Here is a 24,947-nt window from a genome sequence, read left to right on the forward strand (position 1 = left end):
TGCGAGTTTCCCGTTTGGTGAGATAATTTTAAAAAATTGTCCTAGTTTATAGTTTTGGGTGCTTTTTTAACTTTTTTGGCAAAAGTTAATTACCTATTTTAAAACACTGGTAAAAATCAATTTATGATAAAATAACAAAAATCATAAAAAAATACAACTACTATTTAAACTCAATTTAAATAGAAAACTCGTTTTTATTTAAATTGAGTTTAAAAAAATATATGAAGTTTTGAAAGAACAATAATTAAAAGCCATAAATTTGTAGATTTCTAAACGGTTAAATTTAAGGCATTCCATTAACATTTAAAGCCATAATGGAAAAAATGGCATTATCTGAGTTTATTGTGCCAAAAACATAACTTATTCCTCCCTAATTCAATATCAAAATTTATTAATTCATTCTTAAGTGAGGTTTATTATAACATAATTTTTTCTTGCGCCAAGCATTTTTTTTTTTTTTTTGCAAAAGGCTAATTTCAAAACTATAAAAATTAAGGTTTTAGCGTCAAAAAACACGGATTTACCGGTATTTTTGCATGTTAATATTCACTAAAAAGTGAATTTTTGCCACCAAACTGCCAAATCCAGGATGGTATTTTATACATTGGTTTAGAAGATTTTTTACTTAATGAATCAATAATAGACTTATAATTTTTAAATAACAACTTATTATTTAATAAATTTCTTAAGGCAATCAAAATGCTTTGATACTTAGTGGCATTTTGATTTTTAATTTACTAAATATAAACTTTAATTCTCTAATTATGCAGGCAAAATTAATAACTTAACTATAATAAAATGATTATATAAGTCTAACAGATATTACAAGGTATAAAAATATTCATGAACCTAAAGATGTTGTTAAAAACTGACTAACAGGAAGAGATACAATCGAATTCCTTGGTCTATGGGAGACTATTAACAACCCTAATTTTAAACGTGTCGAATTCGACACGTTTAAAAAGAAAAAAGGTAGCAATCCCTTTACATTATCGCCATAAAGATGGATTGAAAATACAAATGGGGAGTGTTCATAATTTTGTGTTCTAAGTAAATCTGTTTTGATATTTTAGTAAATCAGTAAGAAATTGTAATTAACTTTTGCCAAAAAAATTAAAAAAGGCTAAAAACTAAACCAGGATAAAGAAAGTTAACACTAAGATGTTGGCTTTTTTTGTTCTGGTTTAGTTATGGTTTCATTTTTTATTTTCAGATTATTATAAAGAAGATCTTATTTTAAATATTTAGAAAAACCTAAACTGTGTTGCAAAACCATGAACAATTTTAGTTTTATTACCAAAAAACCTAAAGTTTATTTTCACCTTTTTACAAAAAAGTAAAATGTGTTATATAATAAAAAAAATATTGAATTCAATAAAAGAGGTAATTATGAAATCTAAAATTACTAAATTTAGCTTACTTTTATCTTCTTTTGTAACAGTTTTTGGTGTTGCAATTGCTTGTGGAACTACCCCTGAAATTAAAACACCAGCTAAACAAAACAAAAATGCGAAACCACTGCCTAAGAAACCAAATTTAGATAACCAAAATAATTTATCTTCAGAGAACAAAAATGAACAAAATAATCAAGTTGAAGATAAAAAAAGTCAAGAAAATAATCCGACCTTAAAAAACGATAATAAAGAAATTAAATCCAAACCAGAAGATCAAGTTAAAACTCCTGATCCTACCTCATCAGATAATACAACTCAGGAAACACCGACAACTCCTGAAAATATTCAACCATCTTTGTTTCAAGAACAGCAAAAAAGTATTAAAAAAATTAACACATTTACTACACTAGCTTCTAGTTTAAAATTGCATTTTGCACAACAAATTAATGAACAAACAAGTACTCAAGATCTTAAAAAAATAGAAGAAAAAGTTAGTAAACTTTCTAATTTATCAACAGAATTAAGTGATGCTATTAAGTCAGCAGAAGCTATAAAATCAACACCAAAATACACTTCTACTACTAACAATGCTGATAAATTATTAGATATTACTCTTTTAAAAGCGCAGTCATTTTTTCATAATCAAGAACTAGCTTTTTCAAGTAATATTAGTGATTTGGAATTACAAATTAATGCAGTACAAAAAGAATTAACTGATGCACAAAAAGCTCTAAATGGAACAACAACAGATGAACAAATTAGTCAAATTAAAACTGATTTAGAACAAGTAAATCCTTCATTTGATGAAGCAAAAATTAAACTTTATAGACTTGAAGACAAATTAAATCCAGTAGCTTTTGATGTTGAAACTACAAAATTATTGACTAAAATTGGAAAAGAAGGTTATTCTTTTGAAATCAAAGATACAAAATTAGATAATTCCAACAATAATAAAATTAAAATTACTTATCAGGTAACTAATGCACAAGGACATAGAACAAGAATTTCAAAATTACTTGATTTTAAAAAAGATAATACCTATACTTATGATATCGAAAGTAAGATATCAGCTTTAGATACAAAGTTTCAACATTTAGATGACTTATATGATTTTGATAAAATTGCTCTTCAACAAATTAACAAAGAACAGGTTGGTCAACTTCAAGATATTATTAAGCAAAATTTTAGATCTAAAGGTAATAAAGTTGATCACATTTTTCAACATGATTTGGCTCAAATTAGCTATGAAAATGAACACTTTAGTGCAAAAGTTAACTTCTTAGCACTAGGAAAAATAGTAAAGCAAATTACACTCCAAACTAAAGATAAAATAACTCTTCGATCTACTAGTATGACCAAGCTTGAAAGAGATAAAGCGGACTTGCAACTTTTAATTTCTAGCTATCTTACAAATGTACAATGAAATAAAGATAATTTAAGTGGTAGTGAACAAATTTTGAAGGATTTACAACCTATCAAACAAGGTGTTGATCATCATGGAATTCCTTCAATATTGGCAGAAAAGGAGTTAAATAATATTTATAAATGACCCAAAATAGGTAAATATTCACTTTTTGTTAAAGAAGTACTTGATCATTCAAATATTTTTAATTCCAATCGTGGTGGAACAGTCAAACTAATTTTTGGAATCAAAAAGGACAATCAAGAACTTAATTTTCAAGATTGAAATTTAGATATGCAAGAAAGTGAATATAAAAAAACATATGCCAAAAATATGTGATATTTTAGACCACTACGAAATAGTGACATTGCGCTACCTTCTAATTGAATAAGTCCTAACTTTGATGAAGCTCATAAACAATTAATTGATAAAATTAATGCTTCTAATTTTGTTTTAAGAAAAACTCCTGGTGCTAAGGTTGGCAAAACAGAAATAGCTTTTAGTATTTTAAATCCTCAAGAATTAGTTGCACAATTTCCAAACAAAGACGCGGGTACCGTTTTGCAATATTTACTGCAACTAAAAAATAATCATAATGTAAAAATTGAAACTGACTCATTAAAATTTGAAAGTACATTAAATAATTTAGGAGCTGCTACTGAGGGAGATGCTTACGATAAACTTAATATTCAAGCCAAAATTGATGATTCAGCAAATGTTTTTGAAGTTAACAATAATAAGATAATTCCTGATAATGTAACAACTAATCAAGATAATATCGCCAATATCATTAATCAGTATTTTGTTGTTTACTATGATGTAAAATCAGAAAATACTGGTGAACTAAAATTTAAAGTTGGCTTTGTTAATAAAAGTGATCCTAGCAAATTTTATTCAAATTCCAAAGATATCAAACTTGTGAATTTGTCAAATGATTTTCAAAATAATATATATCCCGAATTACTAATGAACAAGGTAAGTTTACAAGATTTTAAATATGAAAATCAAAAATTAACCTGAAATCAAGCAACTCTTACACTAAATCACTATTCAATTAATACTAATGACATTTCAATTCATAAAATAGTAACATACAATGAAAACACTTATATTAATTTTAAATACACTTATCCTAGCAAGAAAAAAATAGTTGTTGGTAATAATTGATACAAAGTTGCTGGTACAAATTCCACTTCACTTGAAGATATAAAAGATGCTAAATTTACTTGAACACATTCTGGTTTACATACCTTAATAATTGATAAAGGTACAACTATTCGAAATCGACAAATTGAATTTAGTGCCAAGGATGCAATTTGATCACAAAATGGAAAAGGTGCATCCTGAATTTTAAAAGAAAAATATCTTGAAAAAATGTTAAAAAATGCTAAAAATGCAAAACTAGACTTAACAATCTATGGAAATATTTTAGTTCAAGATGATTTTCGTTATACAAGATTTACTAGTCCAGGAACTTCTGGAAGTGAATTTTCATTTGTTAATGATAAAGTAGTTTATTATAAATTTCCTTCATTTTCTATTGATTATTTAAAACTAAAAGAACAAAATAAACAAACCCTTGAACTTAAATTACCTAAAAGACATAATAACACTAGTAGTGGAAGAGGACAATCTATTCCTGAACTAACATTGTTGTTACATGTAACAAAACAATTTGATGGATTACACTTTATACTAAATTTAAAAGATGAGCAATACAATATTATAGTTGGAAATCCAATTAATTATGTAAATACCACTCAAAACTATAATCCTTTCAATAATGAAAATGAGAAATTCAAAAAAAATCAAGCCTTTATTCTATGAAATAGAGGTGCTGCAGTAAATGTTATTTATGAAAATTCTGAGCAACATGAAAAGTACACAAACCAAACTAATTTATTTGATTATAAACAGATTTCATACACCCAAGAAAATGCACCAATTCCTTTTTATACCGATCCTAGTGTTCGAAAAAATGTTTATTTTCCAAACCAAAACGTTCTTTATGAGTTACATAATGGTTATTTACAAAACAATGATTATATAAATTATTCCACTATCAAATCAAATCCTCAATTTGAAAATAATTTCCAACGTGCACTTGCTTTTAGTTTTGGTTCTGCAACGATGATTGGAAAAGTAAATAATGATGAAAATGACTGAAAATTCTACTTTATAACTAATAATCACGTAGAAAATGTCAAAAATTTTGACCAGCTAAATAACTCAACAACTGAATTACCAAACACTTATCGAAGATATAGTTACATTGTAAAACCTTCACTTAATTTTGGAAATAATGTTGATGCTGGATTTAGTTATTGAGGTGGTCTATTAAAGGGTCCAAATTCCTCATCAAAACCTAGCAACAAAAAAGAAGACCCAAATTCTGGATTTCTACTTTCTCAAATTTGATCTGGATCAGATCAACAAAGTCGGGATGGAAAGGAACATAAAGGCCGCAATATTGATGCTACTATTTTTGTGGTCGATGTTAAGCCACTTTATGATGAAGCGCTTGCACAAGGAAAATATGAGTATGCCAACTGATTAAAATCATGACTAGTGCTTGAAAATATGAAATTTAATTTCAATGGTATGGATTATAATATAAACCACCAGTCATTAATTTATGACTTTTCAATTGTTGGTTTTCCTTATGGAAAACAATCTGCATATGTTATTCACCGACCAGGTCTAAGTAATTATAATGTAATGTTAAGACATCAAAATGGCTATGTGCCTACATATTTTGATGCCGGAAATTCAGGAACTGGAATTTTAAGCGCTGATAACAATTACATTTCATTAATTAACTCCGGAACACCTCGCAACAGTTTGCAAGCTTGAAATTATGCAACTCGCGGTTTTAACTATTTTGGCGTGAACTTCAATGGTGAACATCCATTGGATTTAAAAAATACTAAATCATTTGCTGCTCAAATTTTAAGATGGCATCTACTTGCACCCGCCAGTGCAGATTCACCATGATTTTTTAATCCATTTAAAACAAACACAAAATAAATCAAAATGTCAAAAAAGTGTATAAATTTATATACTTTTTTAAAATTTTAACCGTGTGCAATTCGACACGTTTAAAATGGACGCGTGTCTAAATAGATTTACAATGACACCACAAAAATGGATTGAAAATACAAATGGGGAGTGTTCATAATTTTGTGTTCTAAGGTAAATCTGTTTTGATATTTTAGTAAATCAGTAAAAAATTGTAATTAACTTTCTTTGTCCTGGCTTAAGAATAAGAATTGGAATTATCACATTCAATTTGAGAAAACTTAAAATCTGAAGTTAAATAGTGATATCTCGGTTTATTAAATATAGTTGTATTAAAACAATATAAATAATCAAATTCTTAATTTTACAACTCTTATTTTTGTAAATAAATTAATGAAAATTAATTTTTAATCAAATATTAATCAAATTTTTTTAGACCCTAATAAAATCTAACTATTTAAATTTGTAATAGTTTTTGCATAAAAAAGAAGCAAAAATTCGCTGCAAATAAGTTAAAGTTAGTTCTCTACTATCGAATTTCTTAAATAGAGATTGTATAAAATATCATCAGTAATTTTTTCTTTTGGAAGATCGATAATTTTATTAGATATATGTTCGCATGTTTGTGGTGAGTTGCAACAGTAGCATACATTAAAACTTTTAGGGAAAATTTCACTTAAAATTTAACGTCTTAAAAAATTGGTAGAAAAATTCAGGCAAGTTTTGCAAATAAACAAAATTTTTATAACAAAATATTTATTTTAGAATAAACAAAAATAAAAAAAGCTAAAAATTTTAAAAAAGAATTTAAAATTTTTAGCTTCGAAGTTTTTTACCATCGAAAAGATCAGCAAACATTTTTTTATCATCACGAGCTTTCTCACCATAGTCACCGCGAAAATCTGTCTTTTTAATCTCTTCAAAATAGTAATTTTTTTCTCGATAATTTAAAGAAAAATCAAAGTGCTCTTCTAAAATCAATTTCTTTTCTTGTTGGCTATATAAACTTGAATTTTCTATAAAATCTTGAAAATACTCAAATTCATGAGTTGTTTCTTCTTGATATTTTTTAATTGCATCGCGATATAAAATTAGTTCTTCCAAAGAAGATTCAATTACATTTTTATTTAAATAATTTGATTTTGGTGGAGAATAAAAAAGAAACTGCGGATCTTGGTTATTTCGCAGAAAAATATCTTGTTCAAGTTTGACTAATTTTTGTTTAAAATAATATTTTAAAATTTTATATTTGCCTTGATAAATATCATCATATAAATTCGAATGGCCAAATCAGTAATAAATTTTTTGCCCGTCAACATATAATAAAATGAAATTTTTTAGTGAAATGGGCGAAATTCAGCCAGTCTCGGTGCTATAAGCGGAACGATAATACGGTTTAAATCAAAAAACTGACTTTTTTGAGTCAAATTGGGAAATTATTTCATCAAAAAGGCCATATTCTTGGTCGCCAAAGTAAAAAATTTGGAAATTTTCTAGTTTAAGTTTGGCTCAACTTGGTAAAATAAAATAATCAGGTTCAGCAAGGTAAACATTCTCAGTGTTAAAATGATATCTAGGGCCAAATAAAATTTGCAACAAATAGATAAATTCAATTTTATTTGTTCATTTATTCAAATTATCATAGTAAAATTGGCCTTTTTTACCAAAAAGGTTGATGCAAAATTTTCGATATTCCGGACCGAATTTATCAAATCAACTAAGAATAAATTTATCCCGGTTTTCAATGTTTAAATCAAGCTTTTTAATCCCGTATTTTTCAAATTTTTTAAGCAAATTATCATAAGTCTCAAAAGTAAATACATTTTGAATTGGTTGAATTTGGGTTTTTTTGCCAAAATTATAATTCTCTTTTAACAACAAATTGTAGATATTTTCTACGTTTTGTCCTAAATATGGTTTGTTTATATCTACATATTCTGAGTTATATTCATATCTTTTTGATAAAAAATCAAAGATTTTTTCGTGATAATTTGATAAATTTTTTGGCTTTGCATAAGGAACACTTTCTTTGATTTCCTTAATTATTAAGGATTCAATTTCTTTTAATTTTTCTACTGATTTAAATATTTTTCTAAAAACGGTAGGATAAGAAATTGAAAATTCACATTTTTCAGTGTCATTAAAGTTTTCAAAGGCAACAACAACCTTTTTCAAACCTTTAGTGTAGTACCAAGTATTTGAAAAATAAACTCGAGGAACAGGCTCGCCACTCTGATTTTTATTTTTTTGGCAATATTCTTGATCTTCATAAGTACGACTACCAATCAAGCATCTAATCTCATTATAAAAATGGAAATTTTCAAGATCCTTAGAAAAAAACATAGTTTTTGGAATATCTGCTAATTTTAAGTTATAGATATAGTCATCTTGTTTATAGTCAATACCGATAATTGTCTCAATCGGGTTAATTACCTCAGCGCAAAAATCCATACCATAAACTCATAAAAAATCAGGTATTCGCGCAAACCTATCTTCACATTCAGGATCATAATCTTGAATTATATTTTCAACTGAACAAGGACTTTTAATATTAATTTCTAAATATTTTAGTTTTTTTAATTGTTTTTTTGCCTTAGACATCAAATCTAATTGGTGTTCCATATAAAAAATGTACCTTTTCAACATTTAGCATTTCATCTCTATCTAGATGTTCGCGTTTAAATCTTGCTCTTCTTACATGATAACCGGGGAAAAAGACTTTTATGTACGGTTTTTCATCTGGCTCTTTATCCTTGTGAGTAGTTCTAAAGAAGTTGTCGGGGTCGGTTCAATCAATAGAATCATGAGCAAGTCCGCTCCCGGTAACAAAAGGACCTTTAGTAAAACCGGGATCTTTATTTAAATTATTATTTTGTCTTCGTAGCCATCCGTTTCCTACAATCAAATTTGCTGTATCTCTTGTTTTTTCAGCAAGATTTTTCATAACTCATTGATTATTCGAATAAAAATCAATAGGAGAATTTAATTTTTCCTCCATATTTTCACGGTCTCTTTTATTTTTATTGATTTTAGCTTTTACTGAACTAGGCAGGAAATTATCAATAACAATTTGGGTTAATTTTGACTGCATTGTTAAATTTGAAACGGCTCAAATTCAGGCTGCAGTTTCTGGAATTGCTTGTTCACTAATAACAAAATAAGATTTTAAGCCTTCAGTGTGAAAATTAAAAAATCAAGCTGGATGGATTCCAGTGTATTGTCTTAATTTTTTCTCATCTTTTACAACAGAAAGTCTTAATGTCGTCGTACCTGCTATTGTTTTAATTCTAGACTTACTTTTTCCTTTTGTCAATTTATCTAAATCAACTTCAATTGAGTCAGTCCCTCTTGAAGTAATAGGGCTATCATTATCTTTGTGGACAGGATTTGCAGGCCGATTATTATTCCATCATCTTCCAACATCACTAACAATATTCGGAAAAATGCCCGCAGCAATACCAATAACCGATCCAACGATAGCAGCTCCAACAGCATATCAAAATAATCCACCAAAAGCAGCAGCAGGAGCAGCAGCAATAGCAGCTGGCGCCGCAGTTTTTTCAACTCGAGTTTGATTTTTAAGCTCTCTAAAGTCAAAAACATAACCTTCTAATTTTAGTTTTGGTATACCTTCTTCAAAATAGAGTTCAGCTTTTTTGTCAACCAATTCAAGTGAAGCGCTATTTAAAATTACCTCACCTTCTTGATTAATTTGAATTTCAATATCATCTAGATTAGGAGAGTCTGAATTAGTGCTTGTTTTGTTTAGATGTGTTTGGGCTTTTTTAATATTTGCATTGATGACAAGCGAATTTTGTTGGTTTTTGGTCGAAACAATTTGAACTAAATCATCAAAATTTACCGGTTTTTTTGAATTTGATAAATCTATATCACGAGTTTCAAGTTTAAAATCTGAATAGTTTTTTGTATTTTGAAAATGTCAAAGCGGACCAAAAACACTTAGTGTAAGTGAAGTGAAAGCGACAATATTAGTGATAAACTTAAAAAACTTTAACTTTTTCTTCATGTTTTTTTTCTTTTTTAATTAAATTTATTAATTTTAAAATTTTAACATATATTAAAAACTTTTTAGAAAAAATGCCTAAAAAAACTTTATTTTAAAAGAATAAGTTATTATGTTAATCAATTGCTAAAAATAAACTGCACTCAAATTCAGGCATATTTTCGAGAGTTTCCCAGCTGATGGAAAAAATTCACTTTTTAGTGAATACAAATATGAAAAAAATACCGGTAAATCAGTGTTTTTTGACAGTAAAACCTTAATTTTTATTAGTTTGTAATTAACCTTTTGCAAAAAAAAAAAAAAATGTTTGGTCTAAAATAAAATTGTGTTATAATAAGTTTCACTAAGAATAAATTAATAAATTTGATATTGAATTAAGGGGGAATTAATTATGTTTTTGTTGTAAAAAAAACAGAAAATGCAAATTATCCATTATGTTTTTAAATATAATGGAATGCCTTAAATTTAACCGTTTAGAAATTTATAAATTTAGGGCTTTTGGTTATTGTTCTTTCAAAACTTCATATATTTTTTTAGGCTCGCTGCAAATAAAAACGAGTTTTCTATTTGCGTTGAGTTTAAATAGTAGTTGTTTTTTTGATGGTTTTTCCCAGTGTTTTAAACTAAAAAAGCAGTTTAAAAATTCATAATTTTGCTTTTTAAGTTAAAATTTTAGCTTTTTTAGTTTACTTTATTTGATTAGTAGGTAGGTTTTTCTTTCGTGAGTGTTAGATTTAAAATTTAGTGTTTTTGCTTTGATAGTTATTTTTCTTGAGTTTGGCCTCAAACTGCCAAACTCGGATTTTTTTAATTAAGCAATTAGTCAATAAAAAAATCCTTATTTTAAAGAGTTTTTTATTGACTCTCTAAAATAAGGATGCTAATTAGCGCTCTCAAAACTGAATAGTAACATTTTTATTAAAATACTTTAAGAATTAACTTTTTAAACTTTGAATTTATTAGTATTAGTCAGCTGAATGTATTACTACACTTACACCTCTAACCTATCAACCTCATAGTCTATAAGGAATTTCATAAGGAATACTCATCTTTGAGGAAGCTTCCCGCTTAGATGCTTTCAGCGGTTATCTTTTCCGTACTTAGCTACCCAGCTGTGCCTTTGGCAAGACAACTGGAACACCAGCGGTACGTCCACTCCGGTCCTCTCGTACTAAGAGCAGCTCTCATCAATATTCCAACGCCCACATCAGATAGGAACCGAACTGTCTCACGACGTTCTGAACCCAGCTCACGTACCGCTTTAATTGGCGAACAGCCAAACCCTTGGAACCGACTTCAGCTCCAGGATGCGATGAGCCGACATCGAGGTGCCAAACCTTCCCGTCGATGTGATCTCTTGGGGAAGATTAGCCTGTTATCCCCGGGGTAGCTTTTATCCGTTGAGCGACGGCCATTCCACAATGAACCGCCGGATCACTAAGTCCTGCTTTCGCACCTGCTCGACTTGTAGGTCTCGCAGTCAACCACACTTTTACCTTTATGCTCTGCATATGGTTTCTGACCATATTGAGTGTAGCTTTGAACACCTCCGTTACTCTTTAGGAGGCGACCGCCCCAGTCAAACTACCCACCACGCACTGTCTCACTTCCAGATAATGGAAGCTGGTTAGAAAATCAATTTATTAAGGGTGGTATTTCAAGGTTGACTCCTCAAGAACTAGCGCCCTTGTATCATCATCTCCCACCTATCCTACACATAATAAACCAACTTTCAATACGAAGTTATAGTAAAGCTCCACGGGGTCTTTTCGTCTTGATGCGGGTAACCAGCGTTTTCACTGGTACCATAATTTCACCGAGTCCAATGTTGAGACAGTAGGGCGATCATTGCGCCTTTCGTGCAGGTCAATAATTAGTTGACAAGGAATTTCGCTACCTTAGGACCGTTATAGTTACGGCCGCCGTTCACCCGGGCTTCACTTGAATGCTTCGCGTAAGCTAACATCTCCGCTTAACCTTCGGGCACTGGGCAGGCTTCACCCTCTATACTTCGGTTTGCACCTTTGCAGAGAGCTGTGTTTTTGATAAACAGTTGCCACCCTCGTTTTACTGTGGCCCTTTGAAAAAGGGCATCCCTTCTTGCGAACGTACGGGATAATTTTGCAGAGTTCCTTAACATTGGTTTTCTCGCTCGCCTTAGAATACTCATCTTGGGGACGTGTGTCCGTTCTCGGTACAGGTTGTTAAAAAATTAACACTAGAAACTTTTCTTGGAAACATAGAATCATTTAATTCGGTACTTGAGTCTCCTCTTCCCTATGCATCACAGCTCAAAATTAATGTTATGCGGATTTGCCTACATAACTTTCTAACTGCTTACCCCACAATCCAGTAAGTGGTAAAACTATCTTTTTTCGTCATTCCATCATTTTTTTAACAAGTATCGGAATATTAACCGATTGTCCATCGGATACGCTTTTCAGCCTCTCCTTAGGCCCTGACTAACCCTGGGTGGACGACCCTTGCCCAGGAAACCTTCCCCAATAGGCGTCGAAGATTCTCACTTCGAATCGTTACTCATTCCGGCATTCTCACTTTTAATCTCTCCACTAGTGGTCACCCTCTAGCTTCAACGAAATTAAAACGCTCTCCTAACGCAATTATTTCAAATAATAATTGCCCGTAGCTTCGGTATTGTGTTTTAGTCCCGTTACATTATTGGCGCAAGATCTCTTGACTAGTGAGCAATTACGCACTCTTTAAATGGTGGCTGCTTCTAAGCCAACATCCTAGTTGTTTGAGAAATTTCACAACCTTTCTCACTTAACACAATTTTGGGACCTTAGCTGACGATCTGGGTTCTTTCCCTCGCGAGCGTGGACGTTATCACCCACGTTCCGACTGCATAGATTAGATTAATGGTATTCGGAGTTTGATTATAGTCAGTACAGCTAGGTGCCGCCATTCCACATTCAGTGCTCTACCCCCATTAATTATATTTCTACACGCTAGCCCTAAAGCTATTTCGAAGAGAACCAGCTATCTCCAAGTTCGATTGGAATTTCACCACTATCCGCAAGTCATCCGGGCACTTTTTAGCGTACTACGGTTCGAACCTCCACTTTGTTTTACCAAAGTTTCATTCTGCTCACGGATAGATCACCTGGTTTCGGGTCTATGTCAACAAACTAAACGCCCTATTCAGACTCGGTTTCCCTACGGCTTCGCTTTAATCCGCTTAACCTTGCTTGCTAACATAACTCGCCGGACCATACTGCAAGATGTACGCCATCACACATTAACGTGCTTTGACTACTTGTAAGTAAATGGTTTCAGAATCTATTTCACTCCCCTCTCGGGGTTCTTTTCACCTTTCCCTCACGGTACTAGTTCACTATCGGTGTCTGATTAGTATTTAGCCTTACCAGGTGGTCCTGGCAAATTCAGACAGGGTTTCACGTGCCCCGCCCTACTCAGGATACATTTATGAGATTATATAATTTTGCGTACAGGGATTTCACCTTCTTTGTCAAAGCATTCCAACTTTTTCTGCTATTATATAATTTTGTAACTCAATTAAAATGTCCTATAACCCCGTAAAAACGGTTTGGGCTCCTCCCATTTCGCTCGCCACTACTTTGGGAATCATTATTTATTTTCTTTTCCTGTTGTTACTAAGATGTTTCAATTCACAACGTATCTCGCTGCTTTAATTATGAATTCATTAAAGCGCAACCTAGGTTTGCTAGGTTGGGTTTCCCCATTCGGAAATCTCCGTATCATAGCTTATTTCCAGCTCCACGAAGCTTATCGCAGGTAATCACGTCCTTCATCGACTTTCAGACCCAAGGCATCCACCAAATACTCTTATTTATTTAAAAAGTTAAAACTATCTTCTGAGTATAGCCTATTTAGATAATATATCTTAAGGTATTTTAACAATTTTAGAGTTTTTATAACTAAAAGTTATAAAATTTTAAAAATAAACTCGGTTTAATTTTAAAAGACTTTGGAATATTATCTGATTTTTGATCAGATATAAAATTGTTACTGTTCAGTTTTGAAAGAGCTAATTGTCTTTTTCAGACATTTTGAGAGTTTTAGAGCTCTCAAAACTAGGTACATAATCAATTTCAAATTGAAATTGTATTAAAAAAATTTCATTAAATAAAAATTTACAAAAAAAATAAAATTTACAAAAACTAAACAAGGAGAAAATGAATTAAAAGAACAAATTATTCAAAGTTATTGAATTTTTTAATCTTGTTTGTTTGATTTTAACCACATTTAGTAGTAATTTTCCGTAGAAAGGAGGTGTTCCATCCCCACGTTCTCGTAGGGATACCTTGTTACGACTTCACCCCAGTCATCGGTCCTGCCTTAGGCAATGGTCTCCGAGGTTAACTCACCGACTTTGGGCATTACCAACTCCCATGGTGTGACGGGCGGTGTGTACAAAACCCGAGAACGTATTCACCGCAGTATAGCTGACCTGCGATTACTAGCGATTCCGACTTCATGAAGTCGAGTTGCAGACTTCAATCCGAACTGAGACTACTTTTTTGAGATTAGCTTGACATCACTGTTTCGCTGCTCTTTGTAGTAGCCATTGTAGCACGTGTGTTGCCCCACTCGTAAGAGGCATGATGATTTGACGTCATCCCCGCCTTCCTCCGGTTTGCACCGGCAGTATCTCTAGGGTTCTCAACTTAATGTTAGCAACTAAAGAAAAGGGTTGCGCTCGTTGCAGGACTTAACCTAACATCTCACGACACGAGCTGACGACAACCATGCACCATCTGTCATCTCGTTAGCCTCCGCTATATCTCTATAGTTTTGCGAGGATGTCAAGAGTGGGTAAGGTTCTACGCGTATCTTCAAATTAAACCACATGCTCCACCGCTTGTGCGGGTTCCCGTCAATTCCTTTAAGTTTCACTCTTGCGAGCATACTACTCAGGCGGATCATTTAACGCGTTAGCTGTGCTAGTGACTTTTGCCACCAACTAATGATCATCGTTTACGGCGTGGACTACCAGGGTATCTAATCCTGTTTGCTCCCCACGCTTTCGTCCATTAGTGTCAATATATGACCAGTTAGCTGCCTTCGCCTATTGGTGTTCTTCCTAATATCTACGCATTCCACCGCTCCACTAGGAATTCCGCTAACCTCTTCATAATTCTATTTTGTCAGTATCTAAAGCGAACTAAAGTTGAGCTTTAGCATTTAACCTTAAACTTAACAAAAAACCTGCGGACGCTTTACGCCCAATAATTCCGGATAACGCTTGCGACCTATGTATTACCGCGGCTGCTGGCACATAGTTTGCCGTCACTTTCTAATAAGGTACCGTCAAGACTAAATCATTTCCTATCTAGTTTTTTCTTCCCTTACAACAGCAGTTTACATCCCTAAAGACTTCATCCTGCACTCTGTGTCGCTCCATCAAGCTTTCGCTCATTGTGGAATATTCCTTACTGCTGCCTCCCGTAGGAGTCTGGGCCGTATCTCAATCCCAGTGTGGCGGTACAGCCTCTTGGCCCCGCTAAACATCATCGTCTTGGTAGGCCTTTACCCTACCAACTAACTAATGTTGCGCACCCCCATTTTTTGGTGAAGCTTTAAAGGCTTCTTTTGATAAAAAAACATGCATTTTTTTATTATATCCGGTATTAGCCGCTGTTTCCAATGGTTATCCCGGTCCAAAAGGTAGGTTAGGTACGTGTTACTCACCCATTTGCTACTAAATATTTTAGCAAGCTAAAATATTTCGTTCAACATGCATGTATTAAGCACACAGATAGCGTTTATCCTGAGCTAGGATCAAACTCTCATGATTGCGTTCAATTTGAAATTGGTTTTGAAATTATATACCTAGTTTTGAAAGATCTAAAATATTTTTTGCCGTTTTAACAGCGTAAATATAATTGTATCATAAAAAAATTTTTTTACAAATATTTTTTTTTTTTTTTTACGCTGCTGTTTTTTCATTTAAAACAAAGCTTAGTTATTATAACCCGGCAAAATAAAAAAACCAAGAAAAAAGTTAAAAAAATTTTTTTCTTCTTTAATTTATTATATATATAGCCATTTTTTCCTAGTTTTTTTATAAATTTTGTAAAATTCTAGGAGATTTTTTGCTTTATAATCAGCTAAGATAGTCTTAAAAATGACCCATGGATTTGAAAAAAAATATTTTTTTTAAATTTTTAACCAAATAAAAATATTTTTTTTCAAATTTATAAATTTTGCCATATTTATTTAGGGAAATTTTGGCTTCTTTTATTTTTTTGTTGGTTTTACAAAAAAACTTATAATTTATTATGTTAATGTGTTTTAGGGAGAAATATGCCGATTTGAAAAATTATTTTATTAATTACAGGAATTTTAGCACTTTTGGTTGCGATAGCCTCCTTTGTTTGAACATGAGTGAAGAAAAATAAATTAATTAAAAAATATAATTTTGAACACCAAAGTCAAAATTATGATCAATGAATAGATCTAAAATCACAAATCACTGAATTAGAAAGTGATGTTTGGCTTGTTGAAAGTCTTGAGCTTGTTATTAATAAAATAAGGGAGACAAATTCAAAAACAAATTTATTTGTTGAAAAAGACGGAATTGTGGCTTGTCTTAGTCAAAAAAATATCCAAAACTCAACAAACACAGTTTTTGATTCTTGGCTTGATCAAAACAGTTTGACAAAAAATATTGAAAAACTGCAAATAAATAATCTAAATTACACAAGCAATTTCGAGACTTTTTTTGATTTTATTTTAATTTCGGCAGAAATTAACCCTAAAAATTTTCTAGAATTTTTAGAAAAGGTTAAAATTGGCGGACACTTAGTCTGAAAATATAAAAAAAATCAACGAAGGGCAATTTTAAAGATGTTAAAATTGCATAAAATTCATTTTGATGAATTTTTTTATTATAATTTTTTGATAATTCAAAAAAAATAAATTAAAATTTTACTAAAAATTGTTTAAAAAGGAAAAAAATGAAAAAAATGATGAACGACGAAGTTCTTTTAACACAACAAAAACTTGATGAAATAAAAAAAGAACTTGAACATTTAATAAATGTTGAGCGTGTTAATGTAATTCAAGAAATTAAAGACGCTCGCTCTCAAGGCGATCTTTCTGAAAATGCCGAATATGATGTAGCCCGTGAAAAACAAGGGATAATTGAGTCAAAAATACGTGAATTTGAAGCTATTATTGCTAAAGCAAAAATAATTGAAACTCGTTCAGGATCAAAACGAGTTTCAATTGGATCAAAAGTTACCCTTAAAAATCTTGAAAGTGGTTTAGTTCAAACTTTTCAGATCGTTTCTTCAATTGACGCTGATCCTTTTGCGAATAAAATTTCCAATTTTTCACCGATTGCACAAGTTCTTTTAGGTCAACATGAAGGGGACGAAGTTGAAGTTGATGTAAATGAAAAATACTCGGTTAAAATTTTGGAAGTAACTAACGAATAAAATGCATTTTTCAATAAAAAAATTTTTTCCTGATTCGCCAGAAATGTGGAAAAAATTTGCTAAAATTACTATTCCAGTAATTTTAGCAACGCTTTTTATTTCGATAAATAATTTTGTTGATAATTTCATGGTTTCCCAAATCAGTGGTGGTATAACAGCTGTCGGGATGGCCAATTTTTGAACAGGAATTGTTTTTTCTTTTATAATTTCGATTAACACAATCGGCTCGATTATTTTTGCCCAATATTGAGGGAAAAAAGAATTTAAACTGGCCCAACAAGTAAATAATATTAGGTATATTCTTTGTTTTATTGTTATTTTATTCTTTGCTATTCTCTCCTGAGCTTTTCCTGAAAGTCTGCTCAGAGTGGTTCAGTGAAGAAGGGGTTCGTCAAATTTAGACCAAAGTATTTTTGATCAAGCAAAAAGTTACTTATTTATAATAAGTTTTTCTTGAATTTTGTTTGCCTACATTGTCACTTCCTCAGGAATTTTGCGCGAAATTGGCGTAATGAAAGTTTCTGTTCTTTTTAACACTTTGACTTTAGTAATGAATATTGGCCTTAATTTTTTCTTAATTCCACTAATGGGAGTCTCTGGTTCAGCGCTTGCAACTGTAATTTCAAGACTAATAACCTCTTTTTTAATGTATTTATATCAACTTTTTTATAAAAAAGAAGTTAGTCTCTCAATTTTAAAAATTTTTCAAATTGAGAGAAACATTTGAAAGCAGTTTTTTGCCCGTTTTGTCGGAATGTCGCTTGTAACTATTGCCTCTTTAATTATTTCAATCCGTTCAGTTCTTTGATCTCAAAGTTTGCCGCCAGGTTCAATTGGAATTGATGATGGCAGTGGTTTTTATAAATTTTGAGGCATAGGATTTTTGACCATTTCAGGAATAATTCTCACAATTGCTAACATTTTTTTTACAACCTTTGCCTCAATTCAGACAAGTGTTTCGATTGTTGTTGGTCAAAATTTAGGCCAAAACAAAATTGAACTAGCTAAAAAAAACGCTGCAATGCTAAAAGGTTTTTTATTTGTTGTTTCAGTTGTTATGTCAGTTGTGGCCTTTATTATTGTTTTTGCTATCACAAAAACTGACTTGATCACAAAGGGAATTCAAGAACAAGTTCAAAAAGGAATGTCTGATTATTTCACGGAAAATAATTTGCCAGTTGACCAAGCGGTCATTGATGCCCAAAAAGTTTTAGCTGTTGATTTTTATCTAAATCAGATTTTTATTATCTGTATAGTTATAATTTTAATTAACCCAATTTGAGTTCAAATTAATGCCTCTTTAACAATAATTAAAGCCGGCGGACGTGCTAATTTTGCTAGTTGGTGAGACTTTTTTACCGGTTTGGGCCAACTTATTTGACAAATTCTTATAGTTTTTGTTCTTATCCCTCTTGTTTCTGAAGTTCATTTAAAACTTTTTATTTCACTGACAGTTTTTTATCTTTCAGATATTTTAAAGTGAATTATTTTTGAATTAATTTATCTAAAAAGCAATTGGGCGATTAATTTGACACTTGAAAATTCAGCCTTAAAAGAATCCATCTAAAATGTTGTTGTTTATAATTTTTTTTGCTATAATTTATTAAGTTAAACTCATTTTATAAGGCGAAAATTTTGGCAAAAGGAGAAATTTCATGACTAAATTGACAAATATGAAAATCTCTTTTGTGGCGATTTTCATATCAATTTCGGTAATTATGTTAATAATTGGGGTCAGATTAGCTCCTTTTGCTATTTTACCTAATTTCCGCTTTTCAATTATTGGACTGCCGATTAAAATAACAGGCTTTATTTTTGGGCCAATAGTTGGTTTTTTAACCGGTTTACTAGCTGATTTGATTACTTTTTTGTTTATTCCAGGCGTTTATTCTTGGTATTATACTCTTAGCCTTTCACTTACTGGGTTTATTCCTGGTGTTTTCTTTTGATTTTTTGTTGTTCAAGGGAAAAAATGATTTCAAAAAGATAAAATTTTAGAACGCTTAGGGGATAAAATTTTTGCGCAAAAGCAAGAAATTTTTAACTACACTTATCATGCAATTAGCCATAACTCAAAAGATATAAACTTAGAGCGAAAAATGCGCCAAAATTTGCTTAGATTACAAAAAAAAGTTGCTAAAGTTCAAGGTTGAACCGAAGAAAAAGCTTTACTGAATTTTTATTGAATATCGAGTTTTGTTGTGTTGGCTTTAATAGCTGCAGCAGTTATTTCGACCGTTGTATTTAATTCTTCTATTGATTTTAGCCAAGCGCGTTTCATTTCTAGCAAAACTTCGTTTTTAATTCTGATTCTTTTTGGTACTTTTTCAATGATTATCTTTTTACTTGTTGCGCGTTTTATTAACTTTTTCCGTAAAAATGATCGATATTTGACTCTTGTTCCAATCGTTGCATTTTCTGCCTTGCATGAACCAATTGCAAGCGTTCTTGCCGCAAAAGGTGATGTAGAATCTGGCGCACTTAATAATTTTGAAACCGCTTTTTTAACACATATAATTATTTCTCCTGCCAAAATTTGGATTAATGCCTCTGTTATTTATTTCACTGCAAGAGCTGTTGTACCGCTAGTTTATAAAAAATTCTCTTACTCTCTTACTTAAATTATGGAAAATATTATTAATTTTAATAACGAGAAAAAGCAAAAACTTGTTTTTCATAATATAAAAAATAAGTATTGAAATTATTTTAGTCTTGAATTAGATGCAAAACAATGTGGATTTATTTATTCCTCTGATCCAAATTTTTTTAATGAATTCAAAACCATTCTTCAAAAAGAAAATTCTTATAATGGATTTATTCTTGAAAACGATAAACCTTATGATTACAGCAAAAACAGTTGTTTTTCAGATTTTTTATCAAAAGAAATGTATGAAAAAATTAAAAAAAAGCTTGTTATTCAGGTTCTTTTGTCCCATTGAAACACAAAACCGTTTGAAATTGAAACTAATACAACAAGAAAATACCTTTTATATTTAACAATGCCCGAAATTGATCAATTTCTAACAAATGTGGATAATCAAATAACTAATTTATTAGAAAAAAGTGCTTTTTTTTCTTTTAATTTTACCGAAATGGTCAATAAAATTAAAAGCGATTACATAAAATTAAACCAAAATTTTTATAATTTATACACAAAAACAGAATTAAATCCAAAAGTTGAGCGAGAAAATTTAAACCAAGAATTAAAACTTAGCAATCCTTTTTTTGATTCTAAATTTGACAACTTTAAAAGCAACGAAACAACCCAAAATGCATTAAAAATTATTAAAAACGATATAAAAAACATTATCAGCCAACATAATTCGCTAACAAATTCGCCAGATGCTGACCTTTATAAAATAAAAATTTTCACTACCGGATATACTTGCTTTTTGCATTTAATAAAACAAAGCGGAAATTTTCGATGATTGTCAACTGAACAAATATTTCAAATTTACTACGAATTTGAAGTTTGAATGTCAAAATTGTTAAACCAAAAAAGTCTTGATAATATTCCAAGCGTTCAAAATTTTTTCGATAAAACTTTTGCTGAAAATTTTTGAATTTTTTGAAAAAAAAATCGTCAGCAAAAAATTCTTGAAGAAAAAAATAAAAAGGCACAAAAACACTTTAGAACAAAGAAAATCAACGCTTTTCGCAAAGAAAATCCCTATTACCAAAATCTTAAAATAAACAGCAAAACTTTGCTACGAGCCAATGTTTTGTGACAACACGAAGTAATTAGAATGAAAAAAAGTCTCAAAAAAAAGAATTTTAAAAATTCTTTTTTTGCTAAAAGACTTTGAGTTGGTTCTATTGAGAACAAATTAAAAAGATTAAAAAATAAAATTTCAAAAAGTGAATATTCGACTCATTTTGCTTTTTTGAGAGACACTTTGGTGGATTTAAAAAATTTTTTTTACTATTATAATTTAAGCAGAATTGATACATTTTTGCGAAAAAATCAATTTTTGATTTTTTGTTTTGAAAACAAAATTAATTTTGACATTTTATACCAGTTTTACGGTGATCTTCCCGAAAATATTTTGTTTTTTTTAGAATTAAAAAAAACAAAAATGGGTAATTATTCTCGCTTTTTATTTGACGAAAATTCTTTTTACCTAAACACTACTTACAAACAAAAACTTTTTCAGCATTTTTTTAATGATGGTGAAAATTTAGTCCAACTTTTTATTTGTGCAAAACGGTCAATCAAACCTATTCGTGATTTTAGCATTGTTTTTATCGAAAACGGTACTTTAATCGAATATATTCAAGAAGTGGATTTGCCTTTGACTCCAAAAACCACATTTGCTAAATTTTTTTACCAAAATAGTAGTTTTGATCGAACTAATTTGTATTTGCTTGAAACACAACTTTACAAGCAAATACAAAACGAAGTTTTTCGAAAAAACCCCTCTGGAATTAACAACAATTTTGAATATTATGCTGATTTTTGAAATCCTATAAAAAATATAAAAATAACTAACGAATTTCCGAGACAAAACAGACTTTTGGACGAAGATATTCTTGTCATAAATTTATAAGCGGTGAATCATGGAAAATAAATATAATCATAAAATAGTTGAAAAAAATAGAAACCAAAAATGACTCGATAAGCGTTTTTTTTATGCTAATCCAAATCCAAAAAAACCTTTTTCCATCATAAGTCCGCCTCCAAATGTTACGGGACACTTGCATTTAGGTCATTCTTGAAATATTTTTATCCAGGATTCTTTGATTAGATTTCATAAACTTCAAGGTTTTGACGTGCTTTTATTGCCTTGTGTTGATCATGCCGGAATCGCTACTCAGGCAAAAGTTGAAGCTTTCTTAGCAGAAAAAAATATTTCTAAATTTGATTTAGGCCGTGACAATTTTATCCAAAAATGCTATGAATGAAAAGATGAGCAATATATAAAAATCAAAGAACAATGAAATAAATTAGGGATTGCCTTTGATTATTCCAAAGAAAGATTTACACTTGACAGTGAAGCTCAAGTCGCTGTTTCAAATTTTTTTATCAAATTATGAGAAAAAAATTTGATTTATCGCGGAAAAAGAGCGATAAATTGGGATGTAAAATTACAAACCGCAGTTTCAAATATCGAGGTTATTAATAAACCTGTAAATCAAAAAATGTATTATTTAAAATACTTTTTGAAAGACTCAAGCGAATTTTTGACCGTGGCAACAACAAGAATCGAAACTATTTCATCCGATGTTGTCTTAGCCGTAAATCCAAAAGATAAAAGATATTCAAGCTTTATTGGCAAAGAAGTTATTCATCCCTTAACTAAAAAAGTGATAAAAATAATTGGCGATTCTAATGTTAGTCAAGATTTTGGCTCAGGGGTTATGAAAGTTTCGGCTCACTCAATTTTAGACTTTGAAATTTTAGAAAAAAACGGCTTGTCGGCCGAAGATTGCATCGATAATTATGGTAATTTAAATAAAAATACCCTTGAATTTGAAGGTAAAAATAGATTTGAGGCCAGAGATTTAATCGCAAAAAAACTTGAAAACGAAGGTCTTTTAATTAAGGTCGAAGACGTAATTTCAAACGTAGGCTTTTCACAAAGAAGCGGTGAAATTGTCGAAATTCTTAAAAAACCACAGTGATTTGTAAAAATGGATGAACTATCTCAGTCTTTAATTTCGCACCTAAATTCAAAAGATAAAGTTCTATTTTACCCGCGCGGATTTGAGAAAAATTTAAGAAAATGATTCGATAAAATCCACGACTGAACTATTTCACGTCAACTTTGATGAGGTCACAGAATCCCTGTTTGGTATAAAAATGACGAATTTAAGGTTCAAATAACATCACCTGGCCAAGGATGAACTCAAGATCCTGATGTTCTTGATACTTGATTTTCTTCAGGAATTAGTGCATTTTCTTTTTTAGGATGGCCTAATAATTTTGAATTAATTAAGTCCTATTTTCCGACAAGTTTACTCGTTACAGGGTGAGATATTTTGTTCTTTTGAGTTGCTAGAATGTATTTTTCATCTCTTTTTGTTATGGATAAAAAACCTTTTGAAAAAGTTCTACTTCATGGTCTTATTCGCGATGAAGAAGGACGAAAAATGTCAAAATCACTCGGAAATGGGATCGATCCTATGGAAATAATTGAAAAATACGGGTCAGATTCTTTAAGACAAATGCTTCTTTTTAATTCCAGTCCGGGAAAAGATATAAGATTTAGCGTTGAAAAATTAAATTCAGCTTGAAATTTAAGCAATAAACTTTGAAATATTGCAAAATATATTAAAAGTTTAGATAATACTTATAGAAAACCAGATTTTATTGACTTTTGAATGGAAGGTAAAATTTATGATTTTAAAAAACAAATCATAAAAAATATTAAAAAATACAATTTTAGCGTTATTGGTACTGAAATTAATAATTTTATCTTTGGTGATTTTTCTTCTCGTTATATAGAATTGATTAAAACTAGACAAAACGGTTTTTATGCTAGAAAACTATTAAAAAGTGTTTTGATAATTTTGCACCCATTTATGCCTTTTTTGACAGATTTTTTGATGGAAAAAATTTTTGATGAAGAAATTTTGGAACAAAAAATGCCTAGAGTTAGGCAGTTTAATGACAATCAAAAGGTTGAAAATATCCTTGAAATTATTGATAGTTTAAGATTTTATCGCGAAAATTTACAGATTTCAAAAAAAATTATGTTGGAGTTTTGTGTTATTGATGCAGAGTTCCAAAAAGAAGAAATTGAGATTATTAGTAAATTTGTTTTTGGAAAATGAGTTCCAAACAATGAATTTATTATTAAAACCAAAAACTTTAAAATTTCGCTTAAAATTCCTGACGAAATAAAAAAAGCGCAAGAAGAAAACTATATAAAAGAAATTCAATTTTTAAAAAGCGAAATTTTAAGGGCGGAAACCTTACTTTCAAATCAAAAATTTGTTGAAAAAGCGCCCAAAGAAAAAGTTGAACTCGAACGTGAAAAACTTAAGAAATTTAAGGAAAAATTAGAATTTTACGAAAAAAAATAAACTTATTTTTGATTATTATAGAAACTGAGTTTGACGGTTTGATGGCAAAATTCACGTTTTATTGAATACAAATATGAAAAAATACCCGTAAATCCGGGTTTTTTTACGCTAAAACCTTAATTTTTATTATTTTAAAATTACGCTTTGCAAAAAAAAAAAAAAAAATGCTTGGCATAAAATAAAATTAAGTTATAATTAAACTCGCTTAAGAATAAATTAATAAATTTTGATATTGAATTAAGGGGGAGTTGGTTATGTTTTTGCCATAAAAAATCAGAAAATGCGAATTTTCCATCATATTTTAAAATATGATGGAATGCCTTAAATTTAACCGTTTAGAAATCTACAAATTTATGGCTTTTAATTATTGTTCTTTCAAAACTTCACATATTTTTTTAGGCTCAATTTAAATAAAAGCGAGTTTTCTATTTACATTGAGTTTAAATAGTAGTTGTATTTTTTATGATTTTTGTCAGTGTTTTAAACTAAAAAAGTAGTTTAAAAATTCATAATTTTGCTTTTTTAGTTTGCTTTATTTGATTAATAAGTAGATTTTTCTTTGTGAGTGTTAGATTTAAAATTCAGTGTTTTTGCCTTGATATTATTTTTTCTGAGTTTGCCAAAAAAGTTAAAAAAGC

9 protein-coding genes and 2 rRNA genes are annotated in these 24,947 nt (G+C 30.2%); 7 read left to right on the forward strand and 4 right to left on the reverse strand.

From position 1 onward, the window contains the following. Positions 1-1,389: 1,389 nt before the first annotated feature. Positions 1,390-5,823 carry an MGA_1079 family surface serine endopeptidase gene (locus MOSC01_RS0101130; RefSeq protein ID WP_010320989.1) on the forward strand — a complete coding sequence of 1,478 codons (4,434 nt, stop codon included), beginning with the start codon at positions 1,390-1,392 and terminating at the stop codon, positions 5,821-5,823. Between the two features lie 807 nt (positions 5,824-6,630). On the opposite strand, the gene MOSC01_RS0101135 is transcribed toward MOSC01_RS0101130, so the two are convergent. From MOSC01_RS0101135 to MOSC01_RS0101150, 4 genes are all read right to left on the reverse strand, one after another. Then, positions 6,631-8,436, reverse strand: coding sequence for a hypothetical protein (locus tag MOSC01_RS0101135; RefSeq protein WP_010320990.1), 1,806 nt, complete (start codon positions 8,434-8,436; stop codon positions 6,631-6,633). Next, a complete protein-coding gene (locus tag MOSC01_RS0101140) occupies positions 8,408-9,841 on the reverse strand; it encodes a hypothetical protein (protein ID WP_010320991.1) in 1,434 nt (477 codons plus the stop codon). The genes MOSC01_RS0101135 and MOSC01_RS0101140 overlap by 29 nt, the downstream gene beginning before the upstream one ends. A gap of 935 nt (positions 9,842-10,776) precedes the next feature. After that, positions 10,777-13,681 (reverse strand): 23S ribosomal RNA (locus MOSC01_RS0101145). Between the two features lie 425 nt (positions 13,682-14,106). After that, positions 14,107-15,638: ribosomal RNA gene (locus MOSC01_RS0101150) — 16S ribosomal RNA — on the reverse strand. Together the 16S and 23S rRNA genes form the textbook arrangement of a ribosomal RNA operon. 509 nt (positions 15,639-16,147) lie before the next feature. On the opposite strand from MOSC01_RS0101150, the gene MOSC01_RS0101155 reads away from it, so the two are divergent. The 6 genes from MOSC01_RS0101155 (at position 16,148) to MOSC01_RS0101180 (ending at position 24,309) form a co-directional block, all read left to right on the forward strand. Beyond that, entirely contained in the window at positions 16,148-16,762 is a 615-nt protein-coding gene (locus MOSC01_RS0101155) for a BC85_0335 family putative methyltransferase (protein WP_010320992.1), read from the forward strand. 38 nt (positions 16,763-16,800) lie between these two features. Then, on the forward strand, positions 16,801-17,283 hold the full coding sequence (gene greA, locus MOSC01_RS0101160; protein WP_010320993.1) for a transcription elongation factor GreA: 483 nt from the start codon (positions 16,801-16,803) through the stop codon (positions 17,281-17,283). A 1-nt stretch (position 17,284) separates the two neighbouring features. Further along, the gene (locus MOSC01_RS0101165; RefSeq protein ID WP_010320994.1) at positions 17,285-18,850 is read left to right on the forward strand and encodes an MATE family efflux transporter; all 1,566 of its coding nucleotides are present in this window, start codon (positions 17,285-17,287) and stop codon (positions 18,848-18,850) included. An 88-nt stretch (positions 18,851-18,938) separates the two neighbouring features. Beyond that, positions 18,939-19,904, forward strand: a complete 966-nt coding sequence (locus MOSC01_RS0101170; RefSeq protein WP_010320995.1) for a LytS/YhcK type 5TM receptor domain-containing protein — start codon at positions 18,939-18,941, stop codon at positions 19,902-19,904. Between the two features lie 3 nt (positions 19,905-19,907). After that, positions 19,908-21,830, forward strand: coding sequence for a hypothetical protein (locus MOSC01_RS0101175; protein WP_010320996.1), 1,923 nt, complete (start codon positions 19,908-19,910; stop codon positions 21,828-21,830). Between the two features lie 10 nt (positions 21,831-21,840). Continuing rightward, a complete protein-coding gene (locus tag MOSC01_RS0101180) occupies positions 21,841-24,309 on the forward strand; it encodes a valine--tRNA ligase (RefSeq protein ID WP_010320997.1) in 2,469 nt (822 codons plus the stop codon). The last annotated feature ends 638 nt before the right edge of the window (positions 24,310-24,947 follow it).

This window comes from Mesomycoplasma ovipneumoniae SC01 (genome assembly GCF_000218525.1).
In the GTDB taxonomy this organism is placed as follows: domain Bacteria; phylum Bacillota_I; class Bacilli_A; order Mycoplasmatales; family Metamycoplasmataceae; genus Mesomycoplasma; species Mesomycoplasma ovipneumoniae_A.